Here is a 20,187-nt window from a genome sequence, read left to right as displayed (position 1 = left end):
GGAAACAGAACGTCGGTACTAATGGGTAAGGCGTTTGGAGGATGACACCGATGACCGTGATCGATAACACCGGCATCGCCGCAGCTACCACCACCGGGTGGACGCGGGCGTGCCGTCTCGACTACCTGATTCCCGGCCGCGGCGCTGCGGTGTTGATGAAGGGCGGCCGACAGGCCGCCTTGTTCCTCCTGGCGAACGGCATGCTTTATGCCGTCGGCAATATCGATCCGATCGGCCGTGCGGCGGTCATCTCGCGCGGGATCGTCGGCGATCGCGGCGGCGTGCCCGTCGTCGTCTCGCCGCTGCTGAAGCAGAGTTTCTCGCTGATCGACGGGCGCTGCCTGGACGACGAATCGGCGGCGCTGCCGGTGTACGCCGTGCGCGTGGACGACGGCATCGTTTCGATTTCCAGCGAGCCGGTGGCCCCCGTGCCCGACTCCTCGGGTGGATGGGCGCCATGACAACATCTGACGCGGGCGCCGGCCTGGCCGGATTCACGGTCGGCATCACGGCGGCCCGGCGCGCCGAGGAGTTCACCACGCTGCTGGAACGCCGCGGAGCGAGCATCGTGTCCGCGCCCGCCATCCGGATCATCCCGCTGGCCGACGACACCGAGCTGGAACGGGTCACCCGGCAGCTGGTCGCCGATCCACCGCAGATCACCGTGGCCACCACAGGCATCGGCTTTCGCGGGTGGATGGAGGCGGCCGAAGGCTGGGGCCTGGCCGAGGATCTGCGCCACACGCTGGGCACGACCCGGGTGCTCGCCCGCGGCCCGAAGGCCAAGGGCGCCATCCGCGCCGCCGAGTTGCGCGAGGAATGGTCACCCGCCTCCGAGTCATCCGCCGAGGTGCTCGACCACCTGCTCGCGGAGGGCGTGGAAGGTGTCCGGATCGCGGTGCAGCTGCACGGGGCCACCACCGAGTGGGAGCCGGTGCCCGATTTCTGCGAAGTCCTGCGTTGCGCGGGCGCCGATGTCGTGCCGGTGCCGGTATACCGCTGGGTGCCACCGGAGGACCAGGGCCCGATGGATCACCTGATCGAGGGCATCGTCACCTCCGCGCTGGACTGCGTCACCTTCACCAGCGCGCCCGCGGTCGCGTCCATGCTGATGCGTGCCAAGGAAACCGGACTGCTGGAAGGGCTGCTGGACGCGCTGCGCGGTCGGGTGCTGCCCGCCTGTGTCGGGCCGATCACGGCTGCCCCGCTGGAGGAGCTCGGGGTGCGCACCTCGATGCCCGGGCGTGCGCGACTGGGCGCGCTGGCTCGGCACGTCACCGAGGAATTGCCCAGGCGTGCCAACCGGATTCAGGCCGCGGGCCACCACATCAGCGTGCGCGGCGCGTGCGTGGTGGTCGACGGTCAGGTGCGTCAGCTGGCGCCCGCGCCGATGGCGCTGATGCGCTCGCTCGCTCGGCAACCCGGCCGGGTCGTCTCCCGCGAGGACTTGCTCGCCGCCCTGCCCGGTGGCGGGGACGACACGCACGCGGTGGAAACCGCCATCGCCCGCCTGCGCGCCGGTCTCGGCACACCGAAAGCGATCCAGACCGTGGTCAAACGTGGGTACCGGCTCGCGCTGGACCCGGCGGAATGCACCGACAACCCACGCCCCAGCGCGACCGGAGGCCCGCAGGTGCCCGGCAACGGAACGCCGACCCGGGCACCTCGGTACATCCAGGCTGCGGGGAGTTGGTGAGCGCGCCCGCCTTGGTGCTGGTAGCCCACGGGACCCGCAACACCAAAGGCGTGCGGATGATCGCGGCGCTGGCCGAAGCGGTGTCTCAGGAACTCGGTGCCGGTGCCGCGGGACACGGTGCCGCGCCGACCCCCTGGGTGCGAACGGCATTCGTGGACGTGCTCGGTCCCTCGCCGTCGGAAGTACTGCGTGATCTGGCGATGTCGGCGGGGGAAACGTCGGCTGGGGAAACCTTGCCCGCCGTGGTGGTTCCGGCGTTCTTGGCTTCGGGCTATCACGTCCATCAGGACGTACCGCGCGAGGTCGCCGAGAGCGCGCATCCCGCGACGGTGGTCACCCCCGCGATGGGTCCCGATCCCGCCTTGGCGCGGATCATGACGATGCGCCTGCGCGCCGCGGGCTGGACCCCGGGTGACGCGGTGATCTTCGCCGCCGCGGGCTCCTCGGACGCTCGCGCCCGCCAGGACGTCCGGCGCGCGGCCGCGCTGCTGACCGAACACCTCGGCACCGGCGTCCGGATCGCTTACGTCGCCACCGGCGCGCCGCGCGTCCCGGAGGTGGTCGCCGAACTGCGCGCCGCGGGCGCTCGCCGGGTTTTCCTCGCCTCGTATCTCTTGGCGCACGGGCTGTTCCAGCAGCGCCTGCACGATGCGGGCGCCGACGGCGTCGCCGAACCCATCGGCGTCCACCCGGCTGTGGTCCGGCTCATCGCCGACCGTTACCGCGTCGCCGCCGACGGAATGACCCGGGTGCGCGCCCGGTGAACGCCGAGTAGCCGGTCGCGCCGTGCTGGGATCGCTCCCGCACATGGCTCTCGCATCCGGATGCCGGCGCGCCCGCGCCGAGCGCCGTCTACAGCCGCGCGGCCGCCGGTGACCGCGAGCTCCAGCAAGGAATCGCGGCCGTCGACAGCTGCGGGGCCGCCGATGACCGCGAGTTCCACCAAGGAATCGCGTCATGCCACAGGCCGGAGCACAGCGCACGCCGCGAACCTGTCGTACCCCCGGCGGACAATGCGGCCATGGCATACGACGAGGAGCTGGCCGAGCGGATCCGCGAACTGATCGCACCCGGTCCGGAGCTCACCGAGCGGAAGATGTTCGGCGGCCTGGCCTTCCTGATCGGCGGGAATATGGCGGTGGCGGCCAGCAGACAGGGCGGTCTGCTGGTTCGGGTCGATCCGGCCGAAGGCGAGCGGCTCGTCGGTGACGGGGTCGAACCCATGGTCATGGGCGGACGCGAGATGGTCGGCTGGCTGCATGTCGCCGTGGCCGCCGAGGACGACGAGATCCTTCGGGAATGGGTGGAGCGTGGCCTCGCCTACGCCCGCACCCTCCCACCGAAAAGAAGAAGCAGCCGAACTCAGGGCCGGACTTGGCGACGGTAGAGCACCCGGTCGAATTCGCGGCCGTACTCGTCGACCGCGACCACCTCCATCTCGCTGGCGAAGACGCCGGGGCGGACGTCGACGCGCAGGAACGAGTAGTTGCGGAAGCGGACCCGCGACCACGGCGCGGGCTCGTCCTGCTTGCTGCCGCCGGGTGTCCAGACATAGCTGTTCGGCCCGGTGGTATCGGGTATTTCATTGCCGCGGAAGGACTCTCGCGAACCCGGCTGGAAGTCGTAGCGGGGACGTCCGCCGCCGCCCACGGTGTAGTAGACGGTTCCGTCGGTCTCCGGGTAGACAATCGAATTGTCACCCGCGACCTTCGTCGCGTTCCCGGCGCGGATCGGGTCGGTGCGCTCGTACACGTGGTTGTGGCCCTGCAGCACCAGATCCACCTGATAGCGGTCGAACAATCCGGCCCAGGCGTCGCGCACGCCGCCGTCGCTGGCGTGCGCCTCGGTGGTCGAATACGCGCAGTGGTGGAAGAAGCAGACGATGAAGTCGATATCGGGGTCGGCGCGGTAGGCGGCCAGCGTGCGCTCCACCCAACTCGTCTGCGCCCCGCCGGAATAGCCGGTATTGGCGCGGATCTCGTAGGACACGTCGTTCGCGTCCAGCGAGAGTACTGCGGCGTTGCCGTAGGTGAACGAGTACGCCGATGGGCAGCCCGCCGGACCGTTGCCGGGGAAGTCGAGCCGCGCCAGATGTCCGCCGTAGCCGTGGTCGCCGTAGGTCGCTTCCATATCGTGGTTGCCGGTAGCGAACATCCAGGGGGTCTGGGCGGCGCTGGCTTCGATGGCGTTGAAGTAGACATCCCACACGTACGGGTTGTACTTGTCGAATCCGTTCGACAGCTGGCCATCGTGCGCGACGAACTGCCCGGGCTTGCCCGCGCCGGACGGGTCGGCGTAGGCGATGTCGCCCGCGAGGATGTGGAAATCCGGTCGGGCCGCGGCTATCTGGCGCAGCACGTTGCCCGCGTGCGGTGCGGCTGGATCGTTATCGGCCTTGTAGTACCTGTCGTCGTAGTCGCCGGGTGCGACGCCGTCCGGCAGCGCGGGTGTCTCGTCGGTGCCCTGGTCGCCCATCATGGTGAAGCGGAACGGCAGAATCGCGGCCCGCCCAGTGGGCATCGCGGGTGCGGCGGCACGAAGATCGCCCACGAAACCGTCCGAGGTACGCCAGCGGTAGAAGTGCGGCACGCGGGCCGGAAGGCCATCCACCGGTGCGTGGACGTAGTACTGCTCGGCCGCCAGGACTCCGCCGTCGGCCGTCGGCACCTGGGTGAGCAGATTGCGCACCTCGGCCTCGACCGTCGCGCCGAGCGCCGGGGTGGGTCCGTGGTCGAGATACACCGTGGCGCCCGCCGGTCGCCGTGACAGCTGTGCCGCGAAACGCAGTTGGCTCGCCGCGTCCGGTCCGAATGCCACTCGTCGGCCGCCGACCGCGAGCCGAGCCTCCTCGGCGTATGCGCGACTGCCGAACGGTGCGGCGCCGACCGCCGCCGCGGCCGCGGCTGCCGCGGTGCCCCGCAGGATGTTGCGCCGTGACACCGGATGGCGGCGCAGGTAGGCGCGATGCCATTCGTACTGCTCGGGCATTGTCATGTCGGCGGCGAGACGGCCCGGGATTCCGGTGTCCGGAATATCGCCTGCTGGATTCAGCGGTGTGGACGGCATATCGCCGATGCTGTACGTGCATGGCGACCTGAACAACTCGACATTCGCACCGTGCGCGAAAACACTACGCGAACAATTGGATTCGATGCCAGGCCGATGCCTGATATATGGCATTCGTGAGAAATGGGCGCTTCGCGCGAAATTCCGCTGCCATATGCCGTTGATCTCGATGCCGTTGATCGCAGTGCGGTTGATTTCGGTGCCATTGATTTCAGTGCCGTTGAGCTCAGCGTTCGTCCGGGTATCGGGGCAGCAGGGTGCCCAACGGGCCCAAATCGATGTTGAGATCCTCCGGGGTGAGACCGAAATGGTCTCGTAGTTCGTCCATGCGTTGCTCGAGCAGCATCAAGGTGGTGCCGATTCGCTCGATCTGCGCGTCGGTCAGGTCTCCCTCGTCCACGCGGCGCAGCGCCTGCCGCTCCATCAGTTGGCGGAGGAGTTCGACCAGGGTGAGCACCAGTGTGACGAGCCCGCGCTCGACGGATTCAGGGTCGGTGTCGATACGCGGTGGGATGCCGCCGAATTCAGTCATTTGGGGGCGGCTGCAGCGCGCCGCGTGCGGCGGTGTCCAATGCGCCGCGTGCGGCGGAGTTCAATGCGCCGTGTGCGGCGGAGTTCAATGCGCCGTGTGCGGCGGTGTCCAATGCGCCGTGTGCGGCGGTGTCCAACGCGCCGCGTGCGGCGGTGTCCAACGCGGGTGTGGACAGGGCGCTGATGGATGAGATGAGAGCGCGCAGGGAGATCTGAACCAAATCGACGTCTGCGATGGAGAGCCTGATGTCGCCGGTGATGACCACCCCGCCGGCCAGCACCCGGTCCAGCAGGTCGATCAGCGCGACGCGGCGCTCGCCGGGGACGTTCTCGGCGAGGTGGCTCATGCCGGTTCCCTTTCGACGCCCGCGAACGAATACGGCGGCCACGGACCGGTGAGTTCGAGTCGGATACCGGGGAATTCGTTGCCGAGTTCGTCGACCATCGCCGCGAAATCGTCGGCGCGGTCGTCATCCACCAGGTAGGTGCCGTTGAGCACCATCCACTCTCGGCGGCCGGACAGCGCCGGGTCCGTCGCCGGCTGACGGCGACCGGCGGCGGCGTGCCGGACCAGCCGCGCGTGGATCTCCTCGGCCCGCAGCGCGGCGTCCCGTTCGACGGTCTCCTGCGCGGCCAGCTGGGCGCGTCGGCGCGCCAGATACGCTGTGCCCGTTCCTCTTCCACCGGCCTCGTCGCGACTCGCGGCTTCGGCCACGGCGCAGACGAGTGCGGCGCGGTCGCCATAGGCCTTCACCCCCCATTCCGTCCGGCCGCTCACCAGGATCAGCGCCGAATCGAAATCCGCTCGCCGCTCTTCGAGCAGACCGCGTACCCGCTCGTCGTCGAGGAAAACGGTGGCCAGCCGCAGCGGGACGGCCGGACCCCGGCGCACCACGGCCGAGACAACGGCATCGTGTACCCGGGCCGTCTCCGCCAGCCAGTCCAGATCCTCCAGGTTCCGGCGCAGCGGCTCCGCACCGAACACCTCGAGCGGCACGGAACCGACTACAGCCGCCAAGCCATTCGAGAACACCGTCCGCACCGGCTCGCCGGCAACCCCGGTGAGCTCGCCCAGCTCCTGATCGACGCTTCCGGCAGGTGTCACCGCGTACAACCAGACGCCGTCAGTCACGATCCCTCGCTTGCGTGGGCTCGCTGCGGCGATCCAGCGACTTCCGGCGGCCGTCCGCTTCGGACGCGCTGCGGCGTTCGAGAGGTACGCGACGGTCGTCCGCGGCCTCCAGTTCGGCGATCCGGTCGCGGAGTTTCCGGTTCTCGAGTTCGAGATCGTGATCCTCTCGCTCGAGCGTGCGGGCCTTGCTATTGAGCCAGGGATCGGTCTCCCACCAGTCGATCCCCACTGCCTTGGCGGTTTCCAGCGACGCGATGACCAATCGCAGCTTGATGGTGAGAAGTTCGATGTCAAGCAGGTTCACCTGGATATCGCCCGCGATCACCAGGCCCTTGTCCAGCACCCGCTCGAGGATGTCGCCGAGGTTGGTCGACTGGTGACCGCCGCCATACGGCTGCGGCGCGGACGGTCCACCTCCGACCACCGTCATCGCTGATTCCTTCCGCCGATCTCGGTGCTGCTGCGCGCATAGCGCCTGGTTCTGCGGTAGGCCAGCAGATTCCCGTCCAGGTCGGTCTCGACCTGGTAGAGCGCCAGCATGTCCGACGACGAGGGAATGCGGCGGTCCTCGAGCACCTCTACCTCCACCAGCCAGCCGTCGTCGGTGGGCTCCATGGAGGTGACGCCCTCCGGCTGCCGCGAGGTCAGCTCCACCAGGTCCTCGACCGCCGCCGCGGCCGCCTGCGCCGCGCCCAGAGGCTGCTGACCTGTTTGCGAGTCGACGTCCTCGGATTCTTCATGCGTGGTATTGCGGCTCACGCTGGTCACTCCCTTTCATCCGGCGGTGCCGTCGCTACGGCTGCAGCGTGCGATCCAGTACCGCCTGCTGGGCCTGCTCGCGCTCCTGTTCGGAGAGCTGACCGGACGCCGCCGCCTCATCGATCAGCTCGAGTTCACGGCGGATGGCGGCGGGATCGTGCAACCGCTGCTCGACTTGGTCCTGGATCAGATCACCGAGCCAGATCACGCCCCGGACCGGCGCGAGCGGCAGTGTGAGGATCGACGAGATCAACCCCATGCGTCAGCCCTCGGGGGCGCGCTTCGTCACGAAGTCGTACGCCGCCATCGGTCCGAGCAGGCTCAGCTCCACGCGCCCTTCCCATTCCCCGTCGGCGAGTTGACGCAACGCATCCTCCAGATCACCCTGCTCGGCGAGTTCCAGCAGGACCGCGACGTGGACCGCGTCCTCTTCGTGGGTGGGCTCGCGTTGGTTGACCAGGGAAGTCAGCGGCTCGAGCAGGGTGAGCATCCGGCGGGTGTCCGCCGCGCGTTTGGTGGTGACCGCCTGATCGACGATCTCGCCGAGAGCGATCCTGGCATTGCGGGTGGCGTCTTCCGGCTTGTCGCGGATCTCATCCCGCAGCTGCGCTGCCTCGGCATTCTCGTCGAGCACCTCCCGCAGGATCGTGCCCTCGACATAACGTCCCTTCACCACGAATTGCGCTCGGCCCTCCAGTTCCTCGAGAGCGGTGCGGAACTCCTCCTCGTGTGCCTCGAGCAGTTCCTTTTCCACCGACTCCGGATCGGACATCACCGCTCCGAACCGCAGCGGCAGCACCGGAGCGACGGCGGCCGCTCCGTCGAGCAGCCGCGCGTGCGCGGTCAGGTCATCGGGTGTGCCGAACCTCCGGTCGACGGGGACGGCACTGACCAGCGCCGCGATCTCGCCGTGGCGCACCACATCGATGCTGCTGTCGCCGACCCCGGCGGCGTGCTCCTCGGGCTCCACGTCGGCCGGCACGATGCCGTAGACGTATACGCCGGTGCGCTGACCGCTCTCGGTTTCCCGGGCTTCGGTTGCGTGCTGCGTGGTCATCATTCCTCCTTGCGCTTCGACGGCCGCCGCACAGGCTGGCGCCGGTCCTCGACCTCGTCGAGGAAGCCCAAGACCTTCTCGCCCGCGGCCTCTAGCGCGCCTTTCGTCTTGTGCTTCGCGGCACCGCTGGTCACGTCGCCGACCAGATCCGTCAGGCCCTTCGGTTCAGTGCCGATTTCGAGCCGGTTGACCGCCTCGGCGAAGCGCAGATACGTATCGACACTGGCCACGACGACCCTGGCGTCGACGGTCACAAGTTCGATACCGACCAGCGACACGCGCACGAACGCGTCGATGACCAGTCCTTTATCGAGAATCGTGTCGATGACGTCGGCCAAGCTGGACGAGTTCGGGCGCGCCATTGTGCCTGTGCCGCCTCCGCCTCCGCCTCCTACGGGTTCGATAGTCATGTGCGCTCTCCTTGCCTGTCCCTGTGTCGGCGTGCGGCGGTGCTGCGATGCTGGGTGTCGGGTCGACGGCGCGCCTCGGGTTCGGTGCCCGTAGCCTCGTGCTCGTCCCGCACGTTGTCTCTGGGTTCTTCTTCGGCTTCCGTGTCGTCGTTTTCGGCGTCCTCTTTTTCGGCGTCGGCCCGCTCCTCGCGACGGGCGGTTTCGTCGTCCTTGACGACCTTGCTGTCGTGGATCTCGCCGTGCCAGCCTTCGACGTCGTCCGGGTGCAGTGCGCTCTGGGTCATCACGTGCCGCTCGAAATGCTTGAGTTCCAAGCGAGCGCGGCGGCCGACCGCGTGCCACAGGTCGGCGGTCTTCTCGAACAGTCCGCCGGGGTGGTACTCGAGCACCAGGATGATGCGGGTCAGGTCCGGCGTGAGTTCGTGGAAGGTCACCGCGCCGTCGATGTATCCCTTGTGCCCCTTGGAGCGCCACACGATCCGCTCGTACGGCACCTGCTCGGCAATGGTGGATTCCCAGGACCGCCGGGACCAGAACACCTTGCCGGTCCAGGCGAGCTTCTCGTCGGATACCTGCTCGACCTGCTCGACCTTCTTCATGAACTTCGGGAAGTCCGCGAACTGCGTCCACTGGTCGTAGGCGAGTTCTATCGGAACGCCGACGTCGATCTGTTCGATGATGTTCGTCAGTTTCAGCTTCTTGCCCGCGGCTCCCTTCCCCTTCCCGCCGATCAGGTTCCCCTTGGCTTCCTGGAATTTGTCTTGCAGCGTATGAGTGACCTGCGCCAACCCGCCGCTCATCGCCGCCTTGAGCGGCGATGCGCCGCCGGCGAGCTTTTCCGCCCCGGTTACCGCCGCCAGCAGACTTCCGCCTCCTTCGGCGTACTCGTTCAAACGGTCGGCCGTGTTCGACAGCTTGCCGGTAACTCCCGTGAGAGCGCGGTCGACCACGGTTGTGGCCAAGTTCTGCAGTGCTTGCTGAAGCAGGCCGGTCGGGGCGGCTTGCTGAACCGTCTTCTGGGCCGCCGCGCCGCCGCGGGTTGCTGCTGCGCCTGCCCGGCCTGGGGCGCGGCCTGCGGTCGTGCCCGCCTTTCCCGCGGCGCGGGCGGCGGACCTGCCCGCCTTTCCCGTAGCGCGGCCGGCGGTCCGGCCCGCTCCTCCCGCAGCCTGGGCGGCAGTCCTGCCCGCCTTAGTTGCCGCGCGGCCGGCGGACTTGCCCGCCCTTTCCGTAGCGCGGACGGCGGTCTTTCCCGCCTTGTCCGCTGCGTCCGACAGAGCTCTCGACGCCATCGGACTCACCTCCTCGTGCGCCGTATAGGCGCTTCCTCGGCCTCGGCACGAATCCGGCGCCGACGAGACGATGCCGCCGCGCGTTCGGGTGCACCGGTTTTCCGGAGGCGGGACTCACCGCCACGACGCCGGGTGGCGGACGCCGTCCGGCGTGCCGGGGCAGGCGCGCGGGATTCCTCGGACTCGTCCCGACTCCCCTCGGACTCGTCCGCTACTATCTCTGCTTCTACTTCGGGCTCTTCTTCTTCCGGATATTCGTCCTCTTCTTCCCGGTACTCGTCTTCTTCTTCCGGGTACTCGTCCTCGATGTCCTCGTCGGCGTACCCCTGCTCGTCGCCCTCGGCCGTCTCGTCGGGGTACTCCTCTTCGTCGGTCGCCGAGGTCTCGTCCAGAAGTTCTTCCTCCGCCTCGGGTATCGCGGCCCGCTGTTGCAGGCGGGCGTTCAACGCATCGATGCGGTTGCTCGCGGCGGTGACCGCAGCGGCCCGTGCGGCGCCCATCAACTGCTCGCGGACGGTATCGGTGATCCCGGCCAGCTCCGGCGACGATTTGAGCAGCGACGTCCCGCGCTCCAACAGTTCTTGGGTGATCCCGCCGGAAGACCGCCTGGCCATCGCCGCGCCCGCCAGCGTCAACGCCAGGCGCATTTTGCGTGTGCGGCCCAGCAGGTACCCGGCACCCACCCCTACAGCTAGCTTCACTCCGCCCTTCATCATCACTCCTTGCTTGCGTCGGCTGCCGCTGCGTGGAGAGAGGAAGGCAGCCGAGGCGCTCTTTGCCCCACGTGGGCGGGTTTGACCACATCGCACCACCCAAACCTGCCAGCGCATACTTGGTTACCTGATTCGATGCCGGTTCTGCCTGCGGAAAGGGCGCCAGATCGGATTGTGCAGTGTCTCCCAGCGACTTCCGGGTGTCCGGCCTTGCCGACAGGGGCGAAAATATTTCTCGAGAAAGTTTCGCGAATTAGGTCGAACCCATGCCGTTCGCTTCGACCAAGGGGTGACAGCAGCTCACACAGCAACCCACGAGGAGCCCATCATGTCCGTCAACACGTTCTTCTGGTTCGAGAACGGCGCCGAGGAAGCGGCCGACTTCTACACCTCGGTGATCCCGAACTCGCAGGTGCTCGACATCTCCCGCAATTGCGACGGGTCGGCGTTCATCGTTTCGCTGGAGTTGGACGGCCAAACGGTCACGATCATGAACGGTGGACCGGACCACCCGCTCACCGACGCGGCGTCGCTGCAGGTGGTCGTGGACTCCCAAGACGAGGTGGATCGTCTGTGGGATGCCCTCACCGAAGGCGGCCACCCGGGCCCGTGCGGGTGGCTCACCGACCGCTACGGCTTGTTCTGGCAGGTGGTCCCCGCGGCGCTGCCGCAGTTGCTGCACGGTGACGATCCCGCCAAGACCATCGCTGTCGGCGCGGCCCTGCGCACGATGTCCAAACTGGACATCAAGGCCTTGCAGGACGCCTACGACAACGCGTGAGGGGCCGCAATCCCGGCCGGACCCCATTGTCCGGTCGGGGTTGCGCGGCGCCCGGCAGCGTTGTCGGCGCCGACGTTGCGGGCGATTCCCACGCGGGGGTGTAGTCGGTGTAGAAGCGCTTGTCCGCAGCGCTGGTTGTACGGGCATGATGCTCGTCGGGGAGGCACTACGCTGATCGGCGTGAGTGAGGCATACGACTGGTCGTGGATGCGTACCGCGATTCCGGTCATCGACATGGACATGTACCTCGCGATGCCGATGGACTTGGCACAGGCGATCGAGGTCAAAGACGGCATGCTGGTGCACTGCGAATCGCCCTCACCCAACCACGTCTCGATTGCCCACAATCTCCAGCGAGCGCTGCGTGACGCGGTCCGTGATCGTCCATCGCAGGATCCGTGCCTGCGTGCAAGTGGCGAGCTCGACATGCTGGTCTCCGAAGTACCCTTCAGCTTCCGACGCCCGGACGTCATTGTGTATCGCTGTATCGAGGATGCCCGTGCCAAGTGGCGGACGAAGCCGATCGCGGCCGACACCGTGCTCGTGGTCGAGGTCGTCTCACCTGGAACGATCACCGCGGATTGCGTCGACAAGCGCGCCGAGTACGCCAAACTCGGCATCCAGCACTATTGGATCGTGCGCATGGTCAACGACGACGGTCCGGTCTCCTCGATCGAGCAACTACGGTTGACCACGGAGGGTGTCTATGTGACCGAGCGGGTTGCGCTGCGGGGACACGATCCCGGTGTCGCGATATCGGTCATCGACCCACTCAAATTCGAAATCACTTGGGAAGAACTGGATCTCGATATCGAGTAGCGCGCGGCTCGGCCAGAATACGAGGTCTTCTCGATGGGCAGCTCAGCGTCGACTCCAAGCCCACGGCATTGCAGGCCGAGTGGAACCCCGGAGAAGGTGCTGTCCACGATTGCGGCGCGCCTGCTCTCCAACCCGAAGGCAATGGCGGCCAGGTGAATCAGCTCGTCCACTCCATTGCCGACCGCCACCATTTCTCGAAGGCGTCCCCAATAAATCCGCGATTCGTTCGCGAATATGCGCCGATCCGCTCGCCGGGTAGCACGCGGAGTGTTCCCCCATCTCCCGGTTTCACCAGATCGACGACCCGTTTCGACGTCCCGTCGCCGAGCGGCCGGCGGTCGAGCGCAGACGCTGTTATCTGGTGCGCCGAGAGGGCGTGCCAGGTTGTGGTGACCGTTGCCCGGCGTGCCCTGTCGACTGCTGCGGTGCGGATCGGTGTCGGGCTTCAATGCTGCTGTTGGTCGAGCCCGGCGACCACGCGCACTGCCTCGAACGCTCAGCGTTCGACCCCGGGAGTAGGAAACCTGGGTGATCCCAACAGATCTCACGATGACCACGTTCTCCAGGATCGAGGTCGGAATGTGCCGTCCGCCGGGCGCGAAATGCCCGCATCCGGGCAAACCCTCATCAGTTACGTAGTCATGAAATCACCAGCACAGCAACGGGATTCACCCTTTCCGCTCAGCGCGACCTTCCTCTCGGATGCTCCAAGCGCCGCCAATCGCAACGGATGCGATTTCGCGATAGTTTGCGAATTGCTCTGACGATTTCTGACAATTCCGTTGGTCAACAACGGAATTCGGATCATCGATTGGAACACTGCCAACACCGACGCGCCTCTTTGCGCCGATTCCTGTTGTGGTGCATGGAAAACAAGCTCACCCACCGGAGTAGGGCGTGGGGCTGGTGACGCCGAACTCGGCGGCGATCTGAGCGACGGTGTAGCGGCTACTACAAGGAGTTCGGTCCTTCCCCCGTCGTCGGGAGCGGATCCCAGCGCATCTCGCGACTGCGCCCCGCCTTTAGTCCGTTTGTCTCGGTCGCCAGCTCACACGCGCGCCCGTACTCCGCCACGAGCGGGCGGCGGTCGTCGGCGCGCCAGGCCAGGGCGAAGCGGCTGGGTGAGATGCCCCTCACCGCACGGGTGACAACTCCGCCGAGGGTGATCAGCGGGGTGTTCCCGGCCGCCAGCAGGACCACGCCGAGACCCGCGACGAGCGCCTCGTACGTCTCCTCGGTGCTTGCCACCTCCGCGCCGATGAGTGTCGGCTTCCCGCCGCGGGCGTCGGTGGCAAGCCAGTAGTCCCGCAGTGGCCCGGCGCTGTCGGGCAGAGCGAGGAACGGCTCGTCCAGCAGGTCGGTGAAGTCGATGATCTCCCGGTCGGCGAGCGGGTGAGTATCGGCCATCGCGACCCGGCGGGGCTCCTCGGCGACCACCACCCACCGGTAGCGGTCCGGATCGGGCAGCGGGAGCCAGACGAACGCCGCGTCGCACGTGCCGTCGGCGAGCCCGGCGGTCGAGTCGTGCCAGGAAACCTGGCGAAGTCTGAGGCGGGCAGCAGGGCGCGCGGCGGTGAAGCGGGAGCGGATCGCAGGCAGCACGCCCCCACGACCCGGGCTGGTACTCATCCCCACGACGAGGACGGCCGCCCGGTCGGCCACGACCCGGGCGACTGCCTCCTGGGCTGCCTCCCACTCCACGAGAACGCGCTGAACATGCGGCAGCAGCGCTGCACCGACCGCGCTCAGGCGCACTTCGCGCCGGTCGCGCTCGAACAACGGGGCCCCCACCTGTTTCTCCAGCATCCTGATCTGCTTGCTCAACGCGGGCTGCGAGACGTACAGGCGCTCGGCTGCGCGCGTGAAGTGCAGCTCCTCGGCCACTGCGGCGAAGTACCTCAGGTCCCGTCCGTGAACGTCCATAACCATCGGTTATCACAGCGGATCTTGGACGTGCAACCGGTGTGCCCCGCAAGATAGTTCACACACGGACCGCCGAGAAAACAACGGAGCACCCGGCACAAGGAGAAGAACATGAACAAGGTATGGCTGGTCACCGGGGCGAGCAGCGGGTTCGGCCGGGCGATCACCGAAGCGGCGGTGGCTGCGGGCGACATCGTGGTCGCCGCCGCCCGCCGCACTGCGCTGCTCGACGACCTGGTCGCCGCGCACCCGGACCAGGTCGAGGCGCTACCGCTGGACGTCACCGACATCGCGGGCGTCCAAGCCGCGGTCGACGGCGTGGCAGCTCGGCACGGTCGGATCGACGTCCTGGTCAACAACGCGGGACGGGGCATGGTGGGGGCGGTCGAGGAGACCACCGACGCGGAGCTGCGGGACCTGATGGACCTGCACTTCTTTGGCCCTGCCGCGCTCACCCGGGCCGCGCTGCCGCACATGCGCCGCCGGGGATCGGGCGCCATCGTGCAGCTGACCAGTATGGGTGGGCGGTTCGCCTTCGCCGGAGTCGGCGCCTACTGCGCTACCAAGTTCGCCCTGGAGGGGCTCTCCGAGGCCTTGGCCGCCGAGGTCGTCCCGCACGGCATTCAGGTGCTGATCGTCGAGCCCGGCGCGTTCCGTACCGGCTTCGCCGGCGCCGCAGCACTGCGGCCCTCCGCGGCCCTGGACGCCTACCAGGACACCGTGGGCCCCGTCCTTTCTGGGCTGCCGGGCGGAAGCGGCCAGGAACCCGGGGACCCGGCCAAGGCCGCGGCCGCCATCCTCACCGCTCTGGACGCCGCCGAACCGCCGTTGCGTCTGCCGCTCGGCGACGACGCCGCCGACGCGATCATCGACCACCTCGACCGTAGCCGCACCGAACTCCGCTCCTGGGAAAAGCTCACCCGCTCGACCGACTTTGACGACTGACATCTTCAGCCGCCTCCGCCCCTGTTCCCGCCCGCCGTCTCCACGCAGGCGCGGCGGGAGACCCAGGCAGCAGGCTGACCGCACGTACCGCTACGCCGGGCGGCCGGGCCTTGTCGCACCCGGCACATGGCTCCCCGCTGCAGGCCGGTCTGTCCGTGGTCGCCCCCTGGCTTCCAGTCTCGGTCGTACACCTTCAAGAACGTCTCCAGGAGTGTCCTGATGAAATCGCTGCTCGAGTCCTCCCAGGCCGCCCGCACCGCGGGCTCAGCGCCAGAGGCGGCCCGGGGCGGATCCCCGACAGTGCTTGGTGCCGCCCTGCTGGGCTTCTTCCTCATCTCGCTGGATGCGTTGATCGTCACCGTCGCGCTACCTGACATCGGACGCGGCCTCGGCGGCGGCATGTCCGGCCTGCAATGGGTGGTGGACGGATATACGCTGATCTTCGCCGCCCTGATGCTCTCCGCGGGCGCCCTCTCCGACCGTATCGGGGCCCGGCGGGCGTACGGCGGCGGCATTGTGCTCTTCGCGCTGGCCTCAGCGGCGTGCGGACTGGCGCCCGCGCTCGGCGTGCTGGTGGCGGCGCGGCTGGTACAGGGGGGTGCGGCGGCGGTGATGATGCCGGCGTCGCTGGCGCTGGTCCGGCAGGGTTTTCCCGATCAGGCAAAGCGGGCTCGGGCGATCGCTATCTGGACTGTGGGCGGCGCGGTTGCGGTGGCGGCCGGGCCGGTGCTCGGCGGGGCGCTTACCGCCTCCGTGGGCTGGCGGTGGATCTTCTTCGTCAATCTCCCGGCGGGCCTGCTGGCGCTCGCCCTGCTCGCCCGGGTGCCGGCCTCTCCGCGGCTGCCCTCGCGGCTGGACGCGGTCGGGCAGGTGACGGCGGTGGTCGCGATGGGCGCGCTGACGTATGGCGTGATCGAGGGCGGCGCCGAGGGGTTCGGCCGGCCGTTTGTGGTGGTGTCGCTGCTGGTGGCCGCGGCCGCGGCAGCTGCCTTCCTCGCCGCGCAGGCCAGGGGAGCGCACCCGATGCTCCCGCTGCCGCTGTTCCGCTCGCGGGTGGTGGCGGTGTCTTTGGTGGTCGGCTTCATGCTCAATGCCGCTTACTACGGTGGGGTTTTCATCTTCAGCCTGTACCTGCAGCAGGAGCGTGGGCAGACCGCGCTGCACGCGGGCCTGATGTTCATTCCGATGACGGCACTGGTCGCGGTGGTGAACCTTGCCTCGGCGAAGCTAGCTGAGCTGTTCGGCTCGCGGGTGCCGATGGTGGCGGGACAACTGATCGGGACCGCGGGGCTACTGGTGCTGCTCACAGCCGGCGCGCACACCAACGTATGGGTGGTGGCGGCTTTGATGGTGCCGGTCGGCCTCGGTGGGGCGCTGACGGTGCCGGCGCTGACCGCGATGCTGCTCGACGCGGTACCCGGCGACCGGGCGGGCACCGCATCAGCAGTGCTCAACACCGGCCGCCAGGTCGGCGGGGCGATCGCGGTGGCAGTCTTCGGGGCGCTGCTGGCGGGGGCGGACACGTTCCTGGCCGGCATGCGGTGGAGCATGCTGCTCGCGGCGGCCGGGCTCGTACTGACGGCGGGCGCGACGCTGACGCTGCCGCAGGACGGGCGCCGCGGTGCGGAGGCGTGAGCCGGGCGGTGTTCTCTGCCCGGGCAAATTACAAAGTCCGTGAGTCCCGTACTTCTACAGTCCCGGAGTCTGTTATCTGATAGCGCGCCGGGCTCGCTGGCGAGGCGGCGGCCATTTCATAGGTGGTCCCCGTTTCAACACCGCGCCGCCGCGTCATCCGCGCAGGTGATGCTGAGCGTCATGGGCACGAAATTGTTCGAACACAGCATCGCCCACCACTCTGCGCGTCGGGCTGATCGGAATCGCGGGACTGGACCGGCGGGCCGCCTGTCATCCCGGTGCCGGTCGTGATCCTGCGCGCGGCCGCAATCGTGGTGGTGGGCGGCGTGTTCGGCGTTCGCTCCAGTGACGGTTGGTTCTCAAAAACATTGCGCAGCAGACCAAACCGACACATCACTCATTCTGAACTGCGTTCGCAGACGACCGGGAGCTGGTTGGGGATCCGCTGCCAGGCAGCGATCTCACCGGCGTGGTTCTTTCCGTGCCAGGCCAGGGAGTGTCGGCGCCGACGCTCGAGAATTTGCGACAGTTGGATAAGCGACTCTGCCAGTCTCAACCCGTACAGCCGAGTTGTCAGCGCAGCAGGATGGCGAGCACCTCAGGTGCGGTAAAGCGCCGACCGTATGAGCTGTCCCCGTGTTGGCGAAGGGTGCCGGCGTCGACAAGTTGTCCGACGAGTGCATTGGCCCGGGTGTAGGTCACGCCGAGGTGCCGTTCTACATTGCGGACGGTGAAGATCGGCTGCGCGAGCGCGTAATCGATCAACCGCATCGCGTTCTCTGCCCGGAGCCCAGCCGCACGCACCCGGGCCTTCAGGTCATTTTGTACGCGGATCAGATCCGTGAGCTGTGTAGCCGTGGCGTTTGCCGAGGCCGCGACCCCTTCGGCGAAGAACCTGATCCATCCGTCCCAGTCGCCTGTCGCGCTGACCGCGAGCAGCCTGTCGTAGTACTCGGCACGCCTGGCCTCGAACCATGGCGACACGGTCAGCGTGGGTTCCGACAGAACTCCGGACCGGTGCAGCTGCAGAACGATGAGCAAACGGCCGATGCGGCCGTTCCCGTCGTTGAACGGATGCAACGTCTCGAACTGATAATGCGCCATCCCCGCCATGACCAGCGGGTCGATGGCGTCGTTGGATCGCATGACCCATTCGATGCAGTCGCGGACCCGTCCTTCCAAGCCGATTCCGGGTGGCGACGGGATGAAGCGGGCATCGTGCACGCGGGCACCACGGTGGCTTCCGATGACCACTTGGGAAGTCCGGATTCGCCCGGCTTGACCAGTGTCGGCCGCGGTGCCGCCGACCAGAATCCCCTGGAGGGATTCGAGCATCCCTACTGTAAGTGGCCGACCGTCAGTTACCCAGTTGAATGCCTGATCGGCGGCAATGACGTAGTTGAACACCTCGCGCATTGCCGCGTCGGCAGGTTGCTCATCGGTATCCACACCCAGGACGTCTTCCAGCGGCGCGAAGGTTCCTTCCAGCGCGGAGGTACTCTGCGCCTCTTGACGGAGCGCAGGCTGTCGAAGCAGTGCCGGGTTGGGTAGGTGACGTGCGGACGCGTCAAGTGCCGCGAGTGCCGCTCGTGCCTTGGCTACGGCATTGAACGTCCGCACGCTCAGTTCGGGAGTGACCTCGGGTAGCGGATCGGGCACAAAAGCCACATGCGACCATTCACCCCAGCGCGGGTCCGTTCCGCTGATCGGCACAAGAGCACCTGTTGGGCTGTTTGCGAACATTTCCGAGCGCACTATGTAAGTCTAAGGCATATTTACTTACATTCTCGTCGAGTTTTGGCGCTGGAATGTAAGCCATGGGCACCAAGGAGGCGCCACGGATTCGGCTGCATCAAGGGACGACGTCTGGGAAGGAATTCGGAGTGCGCTGCGGTGACTGGGCAGCGCCGACCGATTCAGTTGTAGTGGCCACCGACCGCAACCACGATCAACTCGGTGTCGGTCACTTTGTAGACGAGGCGATGTTCTTGGGTGATACGCCGTGACCAATGCCCAGCGAGCTGATGCCGTAGTGGTTCCGGTTTCCCGACGCCGGAGAACGGATCGGCGAGCGCGGCAGCGATCATCTTGTTCGCGGACTTCAGGTGCGAAGGCGGCTGGCGCTGCTATCGGTAGGGGTCTTCCAGGCTGACCGGGGTGCCTGCGACTTCCAGCACGTCTATCGGGTAGCCCGGTCCAGCAGTGTAGAAGCGAGCTCGGGTGCGGCCGACCGGCTCGAGCACCCCCAGTGCGACGAGGTCGCGCAGATCGCGTTGTGCCTGTTGAAGGCTCAGTCCTTCGGCCTGTTCGTAGCGAGTTCGGCGGACCCTGCGGGACATCGCGACATCGTGCAATGCGCTGACGACTCTTTCATCCAGGCGGATACCCGTGACGTATTCCTCGAGCATTGTCCACACTGCGCCGGACCGAACCCAACGGGCATGTACGGTTTGGGCCTGCTGGTGGTAGGCGGCCAAGCTGAACCGAATCCATTCGGACACGTCCTGATCTGGCCGATAAGTACTGCCCCGACGGCCGAGCACCTGGTAGTACTCCCAGGTATTGCCAGGTCTGCCGAGCCACGCTTCGACGGACGAAAACTCCGGTGCGAGAACACCTTCCCGCGCGATCATCAATGTTTGCAGTGATCGTGACATCCGTCCGTTGCCGTCCGCCCACGGGTGGATGGCCACGAGATGCAAGTGGGCCATCGCGGCGCGCACCAGCGAATGCGTGCCGTCATCGGAGTTGAGCCAGTCGGTGAGCTCTCCCATCAACGCCGGCACTTGATCGGCGTCGGGGGCGGTGTAGGCGGCGATACTCGGGTCGCGGGGGTCCGTCACGTACACGGGGCCGCGGCGCCACTGCCCGGCCGGGCGGCGTTCGGTGTGCCGGTGCCCTTGCAGCATCCAATGCAGCGCGTTGAGGAAGCCATTGCTGTAGGCGAAATCATCTACGTCATGCAGCGTTTGTATGTAGGTCATCATCCGCTCGTAGGCGAGCGTTTCGGCCTTGTTTTCCTCGGAGACCTCAACGTCCCGTTCGCCTGCGATCAGATCTTCCACGTCGACGGTCGAGACCCTGAACCCTTCGATGGAGTTCGAGGCCGCAACGGCGTCCGCGGTGAGGAACTCGCGGAGGCCACCTGCCCATTTGCTGGGTTTGGCCTGAAGCTCATGGCGTAGTTCCGCGCGCATCCGCTCCACCTCGGAGAGGACACGGATATCGGCGACGGTCAGGGAGGGTGTCGGGAACAGCACAGCGCAACCATAGGGTGACGTAATCATTGCGTCAATCTTGGCGGCACCGTCATGTGCTTGACCGTTGGCGCAGGTTGGCCGAGCAACCGTGAAGACTTCGAAAAGTGGATGGTGACCTATGTCGAGAACGACGGCGCTGCTCGCCACCCTCGATCTGCGCACCGCTGCGCA

General features: G+C 67.3%; 22 protein-coding genes and 1 pseudogene. 8 read left to right on the top strand and 15 right to left on the bottom strand.

Annotated elements, in window-relative coordinates; genetic code table 11:
• The first annotated feature begins 50 nt into the window (after positions 1-50).
• From nirD to ACT86A_RS15015, 4 genes are all read left to right on the top strand, one after another.
• A complete protein-coding gene (nirD, locus tag ACT86A_RS15030; protein ID WP_445092727.1) occupies positions 51-461 on the top strand; it encodes a nitrite reductase small subunit NirD in 411 nt (136 codons plus the stop codon).
• Positions 458-1,696 carry a uroporphyrinogen-III synthase gene (locus ACT86A_RS15025; RefSeq protein ID WP_445092726.1) on the top strand — a complete coding sequence of 413 codons (1,239 nt, stop codon included), beginning with the start codon at positions 458-460 and terminating at the stop codon, positions 1,694-1,696. The genes nirD and ACT86A_RS15025 overlap by 4 nt, the downstream gene beginning before the upstream one ends.
• Positions 1,693-2,460 (top strand): sirohydrochlorin chelatase, encoded by a 768-nt coding sequence (locus ACT86A_RS15020; protein ID WP_445092725.1) that lies wholly within the window; start codon positions 1,693-1,695, stop codon positions 2,458-2,460. The genes ACT86A_RS15025 and ACT86A_RS15020 overlap by 4 nt, the downstream gene beginning before the upstream one ends.
• Positions 2,461-2,717: 257 nt before the next feature.
• Positions 2,718-3,083 carry a TfoX/Sxy family protein gene (locus ACT86A_RS15015; RefSeq protein WP_445092724.1) on the top strand — a complete coding sequence of 122 codons (366 nt, stop codon included), beginning with the start codon at positions 2,718-2,720 and terminating at the stop codon, positions 3,081-3,083.
• On the opposite strand, the gene ACT86A_RS15010 is transcribed toward ACT86A_RS15015, so the two are convergent.
• From ACT86A_RS15010 to ACT86A_RS14960, 11 genes and pseudogenes are all read right to left on the bottom strand, one after another.
• Positions 3,059-4,762 (bottom strand): metallophosphoesterase, encoded by a 1,704-nt coding sequence (locus ACT86A_RS15010; protein WP_445092723.1) that lies wholly within the window; start codon positions 4,760-4,762, stop codon positions 3,059-3,061. The genes ACT86A_RS15015 and ACT86A_RS15010 overlap by 25 nt on opposite strands.
• Before the next feature lie 226 nt (positions 4,763-4,988).
• Positions 4,989-5,294: a gas vesicle protein K gene (locus ACT86A_RS15005; protein ID WP_445092722.1), complete on the bottom strand. Its 306-nt coding sequence runs from the start codon at positions 5,292-5,294 to the stop codon at positions 4,989-4,991.
• A 136-nt stretch (positions 5,295-5,430) separates the two neighbouring features.
• Positions 5,431-5,640: pseudogene (locus tag ACT86A_RS15000) on the bottom strand (gas vesicle protein); the annotation flags it as partial.
• Positions 5,637-6,428 (bottom strand): GvpL/GvpF family gas vesicle protein, encoded by a 792-nt coding sequence (locus tag ACT86A_RS14995; RefSeq protein ID WP_445092799.1) that lies wholly within the window; start codon positions 6,426-6,428, stop codon positions 5,637-5,639. The gene ACT86A_RS14995 and the pseudogene ACT86A_RS15000, both read right to left, overlap by 4 nt.
• Positions 6,418-6,855, bottom strand: a complete 438-nt coding sequence (locus ACT86A_RS14990) for a gas vesicle protein (RefSeq protein WP_445092721.1) — start codon at positions 6,853-6,855, stop codon at positions 6,418-6,420. Before ACT86A_RS14990 ends, ACT86A_RS14995 begins: the two co-directional genes overlap by 11 nt.
• Positions 6,852-7,184, bottom strand: a complete 333-nt coding sequence (gene gvpO / locus ACT86A_RS14985; protein ID WP_445092798.1) for a gas vesicle protein GvpO — start codon at positions 7,182-7,184, stop codon at positions 6,852-6,854. The genes ACT86A_RS14990 and gvpO overlap by 4 nt, the downstream gene beginning before the upstream one ends.
• A gap of 34 nt (positions 7,185-7,218) precedes the next feature.
• Positions 7,219-7,443, bottom strand: coding sequence for a gas vesicle protein GvpG (locus ACT86A_RS14980; protein ID WP_445092720.1), 225 nt, complete (start codon positions 7,441-7,443; stop codon positions 7,219-7,221).
• A 3-nt stretch (positions 7,444-7,446) separates the two neighbouring features.
• The gene (locus ACT86A_RS14975) at positions 7,447-8,241 is read right to left on the bottom strand and encodes a GvpL/GvpF family gas vesicle protein (RefSeq protein ID WP_445092719.1); all 795 of its coding nucleotides are present in this window, start codon (positions 8,239-8,241) and stop codon (positions 7,447-7,449) included.
• On the bottom strand, positions 8,241-8,651 hold the full coding sequence (gene gvpJ, locus ACT86A_RS14970) for a gas vesicle protein GvpJ (RefSeq protein WP_445092718.1): 411 nt from the start codon (positions 8,649-8,651) through the stop codon (positions 8,241-8,243). Before gvpJ ends, ACT86A_RS14975 begins: the two co-directional genes overlap by 1 nt.
• On the bottom strand, positions 8,648-9,940 hold the full coding sequence (locus tag ACT86A_RS14965; RefSeq protein ID WP_445092717.1) for an SRPBCC family protein: 1,293 nt from the start codon (positions 9,938-9,940) through the stop codon (positions 8,648-8,650). The genes gvpJ and ACT86A_RS14965 overlap by 4 nt, the downstream gene beginning before the upstream one ends.
• 5 nt (positions 9,941-9,945) lie before the next feature.
• Complete coding sequence (locus tag ACT86A_RS14960; RefSeq protein ID WP_445092716.1) at positions 9,946-10,641, bottom strand: hypothetical protein; 696 nt, start codon at positions 10,639-10,641, stop codon at positions 9,946-9,948.
• Between the two features lie 340 nt (positions 10,642-10,981).
• On the opposite strand from ACT86A_RS14960, the gene ACT86A_RS14955 reads away from it, so the two are divergent.
• Positions 10,982-11,434 carry a VOC family protein gene (locus tag ACT86A_RS14955; protein ID WP_445092715.1) on the top strand — a complete coding sequence of 151 codons (453 nt, stop codon included), beginning with the start codon at positions 10,982-10,984 and terminating at the stop codon, positions 11,432-11,434.
• Between the two features lie 180 nt (positions 11,435-11,614).
• Entirely contained in the window at positions 11,615-12,253 is a 639-nt protein-coding gene (locus tag ACT86A_RS14950; RefSeq protein ID WP_445092714.1) for a Uma2 family endonuclease, read from the top strand.
• 951 nt (positions 12,254-13,204) lie between these two features.
• On the opposite strand, the gene ACT86A_RS14945 is transcribed toward ACT86A_RS14950, so the two are convergent.
• Positions 13,205-14,182: a LysR family transcriptional regulator gene (locus ACT86A_RS14945; protein WP_445092713.1), complete on the bottom strand. Its 978-nt coding sequence runs from the start codon at positions 14,180-14,182 to the stop codon at positions 13,205-13,207.
• Positions 14,183-14,287: 105 nt separating this feature from the next.
• Here ACT86A_RS14945 and ACT86A_RS14940 point away from each other — a divergent pair, with 105 nt between their 5' ends.
• Positions 14,288-15,121, top strand: a complete 834-nt coding sequence (locus tag ACT86A_RS14940) for an oxidoreductase (protein WP_445092712.1) — start codon at positions 14,288-14,290, stop codon at positions 15,119-15,121.
• A gap of 219 nt (positions 15,122-15,340) precedes the next feature.
• Positions 15,341-16,756: an MFS transporter gene (locus ACT86A_RS14935; RefSeq protein WP_445092711.1), complete on the top strand. Its 1,416-nt coding sequence runs from the start codon at positions 15,341-15,343 to the stop codon at positions 16,754-16,756.
• A 573-nt stretch (positions 16,757-17,329) separates the two neighbouring features.
• On the opposite strand, the gene ACT86A_RS14930 is transcribed toward ACT86A_RS14935, so the two are convergent.
• From ACT86A_RS14930 to ACT86A_RS14920, 3 genes are all read right to left on the bottom strand, one after another.
• Positions 17,330-18,499: a Fic family protein gene (locus tag ACT86A_RS14930; protein WP_445092797.1), complete on the bottom strand. Its 1,170-nt coding sequence runs from the start codon at positions 18,497-18,499 to the stop codon at positions 17,330-17,332.
• Positions 18,500-18,672: 173 nt separating this feature from the next.
• Complete coding sequence (locus ACT86A_RS14925; protein ID WP_445092796.1) at positions 18,673-18,861, bottom strand: Txe/YoeB family addiction module toxin; 189 nt, start codon at positions 18,859-18,861, stop codon at positions 18,673-18,675.
• Positions 18,862-18,882: 21 nt separating this feature from the next.
• Positions 18,883-20,043, bottom strand: coding sequence for a Fic family protein (locus ACT86A_RS14920; RefSeq protein WP_445092710.1), 1,161 nt, complete (start codon positions 20,041-20,043; stop codon positions 18,883-18,885).
• Positions 20,044-20,187: the final 144 nt, after the last annotated feature.

Source organism: Nocardia glycosmidis (genome assembly GCF_052545115.1).
This window is presented reverse-complemented; position numbering and strand designations above follow the sequence as displayed.

Bases quoted from the DNA above. Each gene is read 5' to 3' on its own strand.
- nirD (WP_445092727.1), top strand. From the start codon at position 51: ATGACCGTGATCGATAACACCGGCATCGCCGCAGCTACCACCACCGGG.
- ACT86A_RS15025 (WP_445092726.1), top strand. From the start codon at position 458: ATGACAACATCTGACGCGGGCGCCGGCCTGGCCGGATTCACGGTCGGC.
- ACT86A_RS15015 (WP_445092724.1), top strand. From the start codon at position 2,718: ATGGCATACGACGAGGAGCTGGCCGAGCGGATCCGCGAACTGATCGCA.
- ACT86A_RS15010 (WP_445092723.1), bottom strand. From the start codon at position 4,762: ATGCCGTCCACACCGCTGAATCCAGCAGGCGATATTCCGGACACCGGA.
- ACT86A_RS15005 (WP_445092722.1), bottom strand. From the start codon at position 5,294: ATGACTGAATTCGGCGGCATCCCACCGCGTATCGACACCGACCCTGAA.
- ACT86A_RS14990 (WP_445092721.1), bottom strand. From the start codon at position 6,855: ATGACGGTGGTCGGAGGTGGACCGTCCGCGCCGCAGCCGTATGGCGGC.
- ACT86A_RS14980 (WP_445092720.1), bottom strand. From the start codon at position 7,443: ATGGGGTTGATCTCGTCGATCCTCACACTGCCGCTCGCGCCGGTCCGG.
- ACT86A_RS14975 (WP_445092719.1), bottom strand. From the start codon at position 8,241: ATGACCACGCAGCACGCAACCGAAGCCCGGGAAACCGAGAGCGGTCAG.
- gvpJ (WP_445092718.1), bottom strand. From the start codon at position 8,651: ATGACTATCGAACCCGTAGGAGGCGGAGGCGGAGGCGGCACAGGCACA.
- ACT86A_RS14965 (WP_445092717.1), bottom strand. From the start codon at position 9,940: ATGGCGTCGAGAGCTCTGTCGGACGCAGCGGACAAGGCGGGAAAGACC.
- ACT86A_RS14955 (WP_445092715.1), top strand. From the start codon at position 10,982: ATGTCCGTCAACACGTTCTTCTGGTTCGAGAACGGCGCCGAGGAAGCG.
- ACT86A_RS14945 (WP_445092713.1), bottom strand. From the start codon at position 14,182: ATGGTTATGGACGTTCACGGACGGGACCTGAGGTACTTCGCCGCAGTG.
- ACT86A_RS14940 (WP_445092712.1), top strand. From the start codon at position 14,288: ATGAACAAGGTATGGCTGGTCACCGGGGCGAGCAGCGGGTTCGGCCGG.
- ACT86A_RS14935 (WP_445092711.1), top strand. From the start codon at position 15,341: ATGAAATCGCTGCTCGAGTCCTCCCAGGCCGCCCGCACCGCGGGCTCA.
- ACT86A_RS14930 (WP_445092797.1), bottom strand. From the start codon at position 18,499: ATGTTCGCAAACAGCCCAACAGGTGCTCTTGTGCCGATCAGCGGAACG.
- ACT86A_RS14920 (WP_445092710.1), bottom strand. From the start codon at position 20,043: ATGATTACGTCACCCTATGGTTGCGCTGTGCTGTTCCCGACACCCTCC.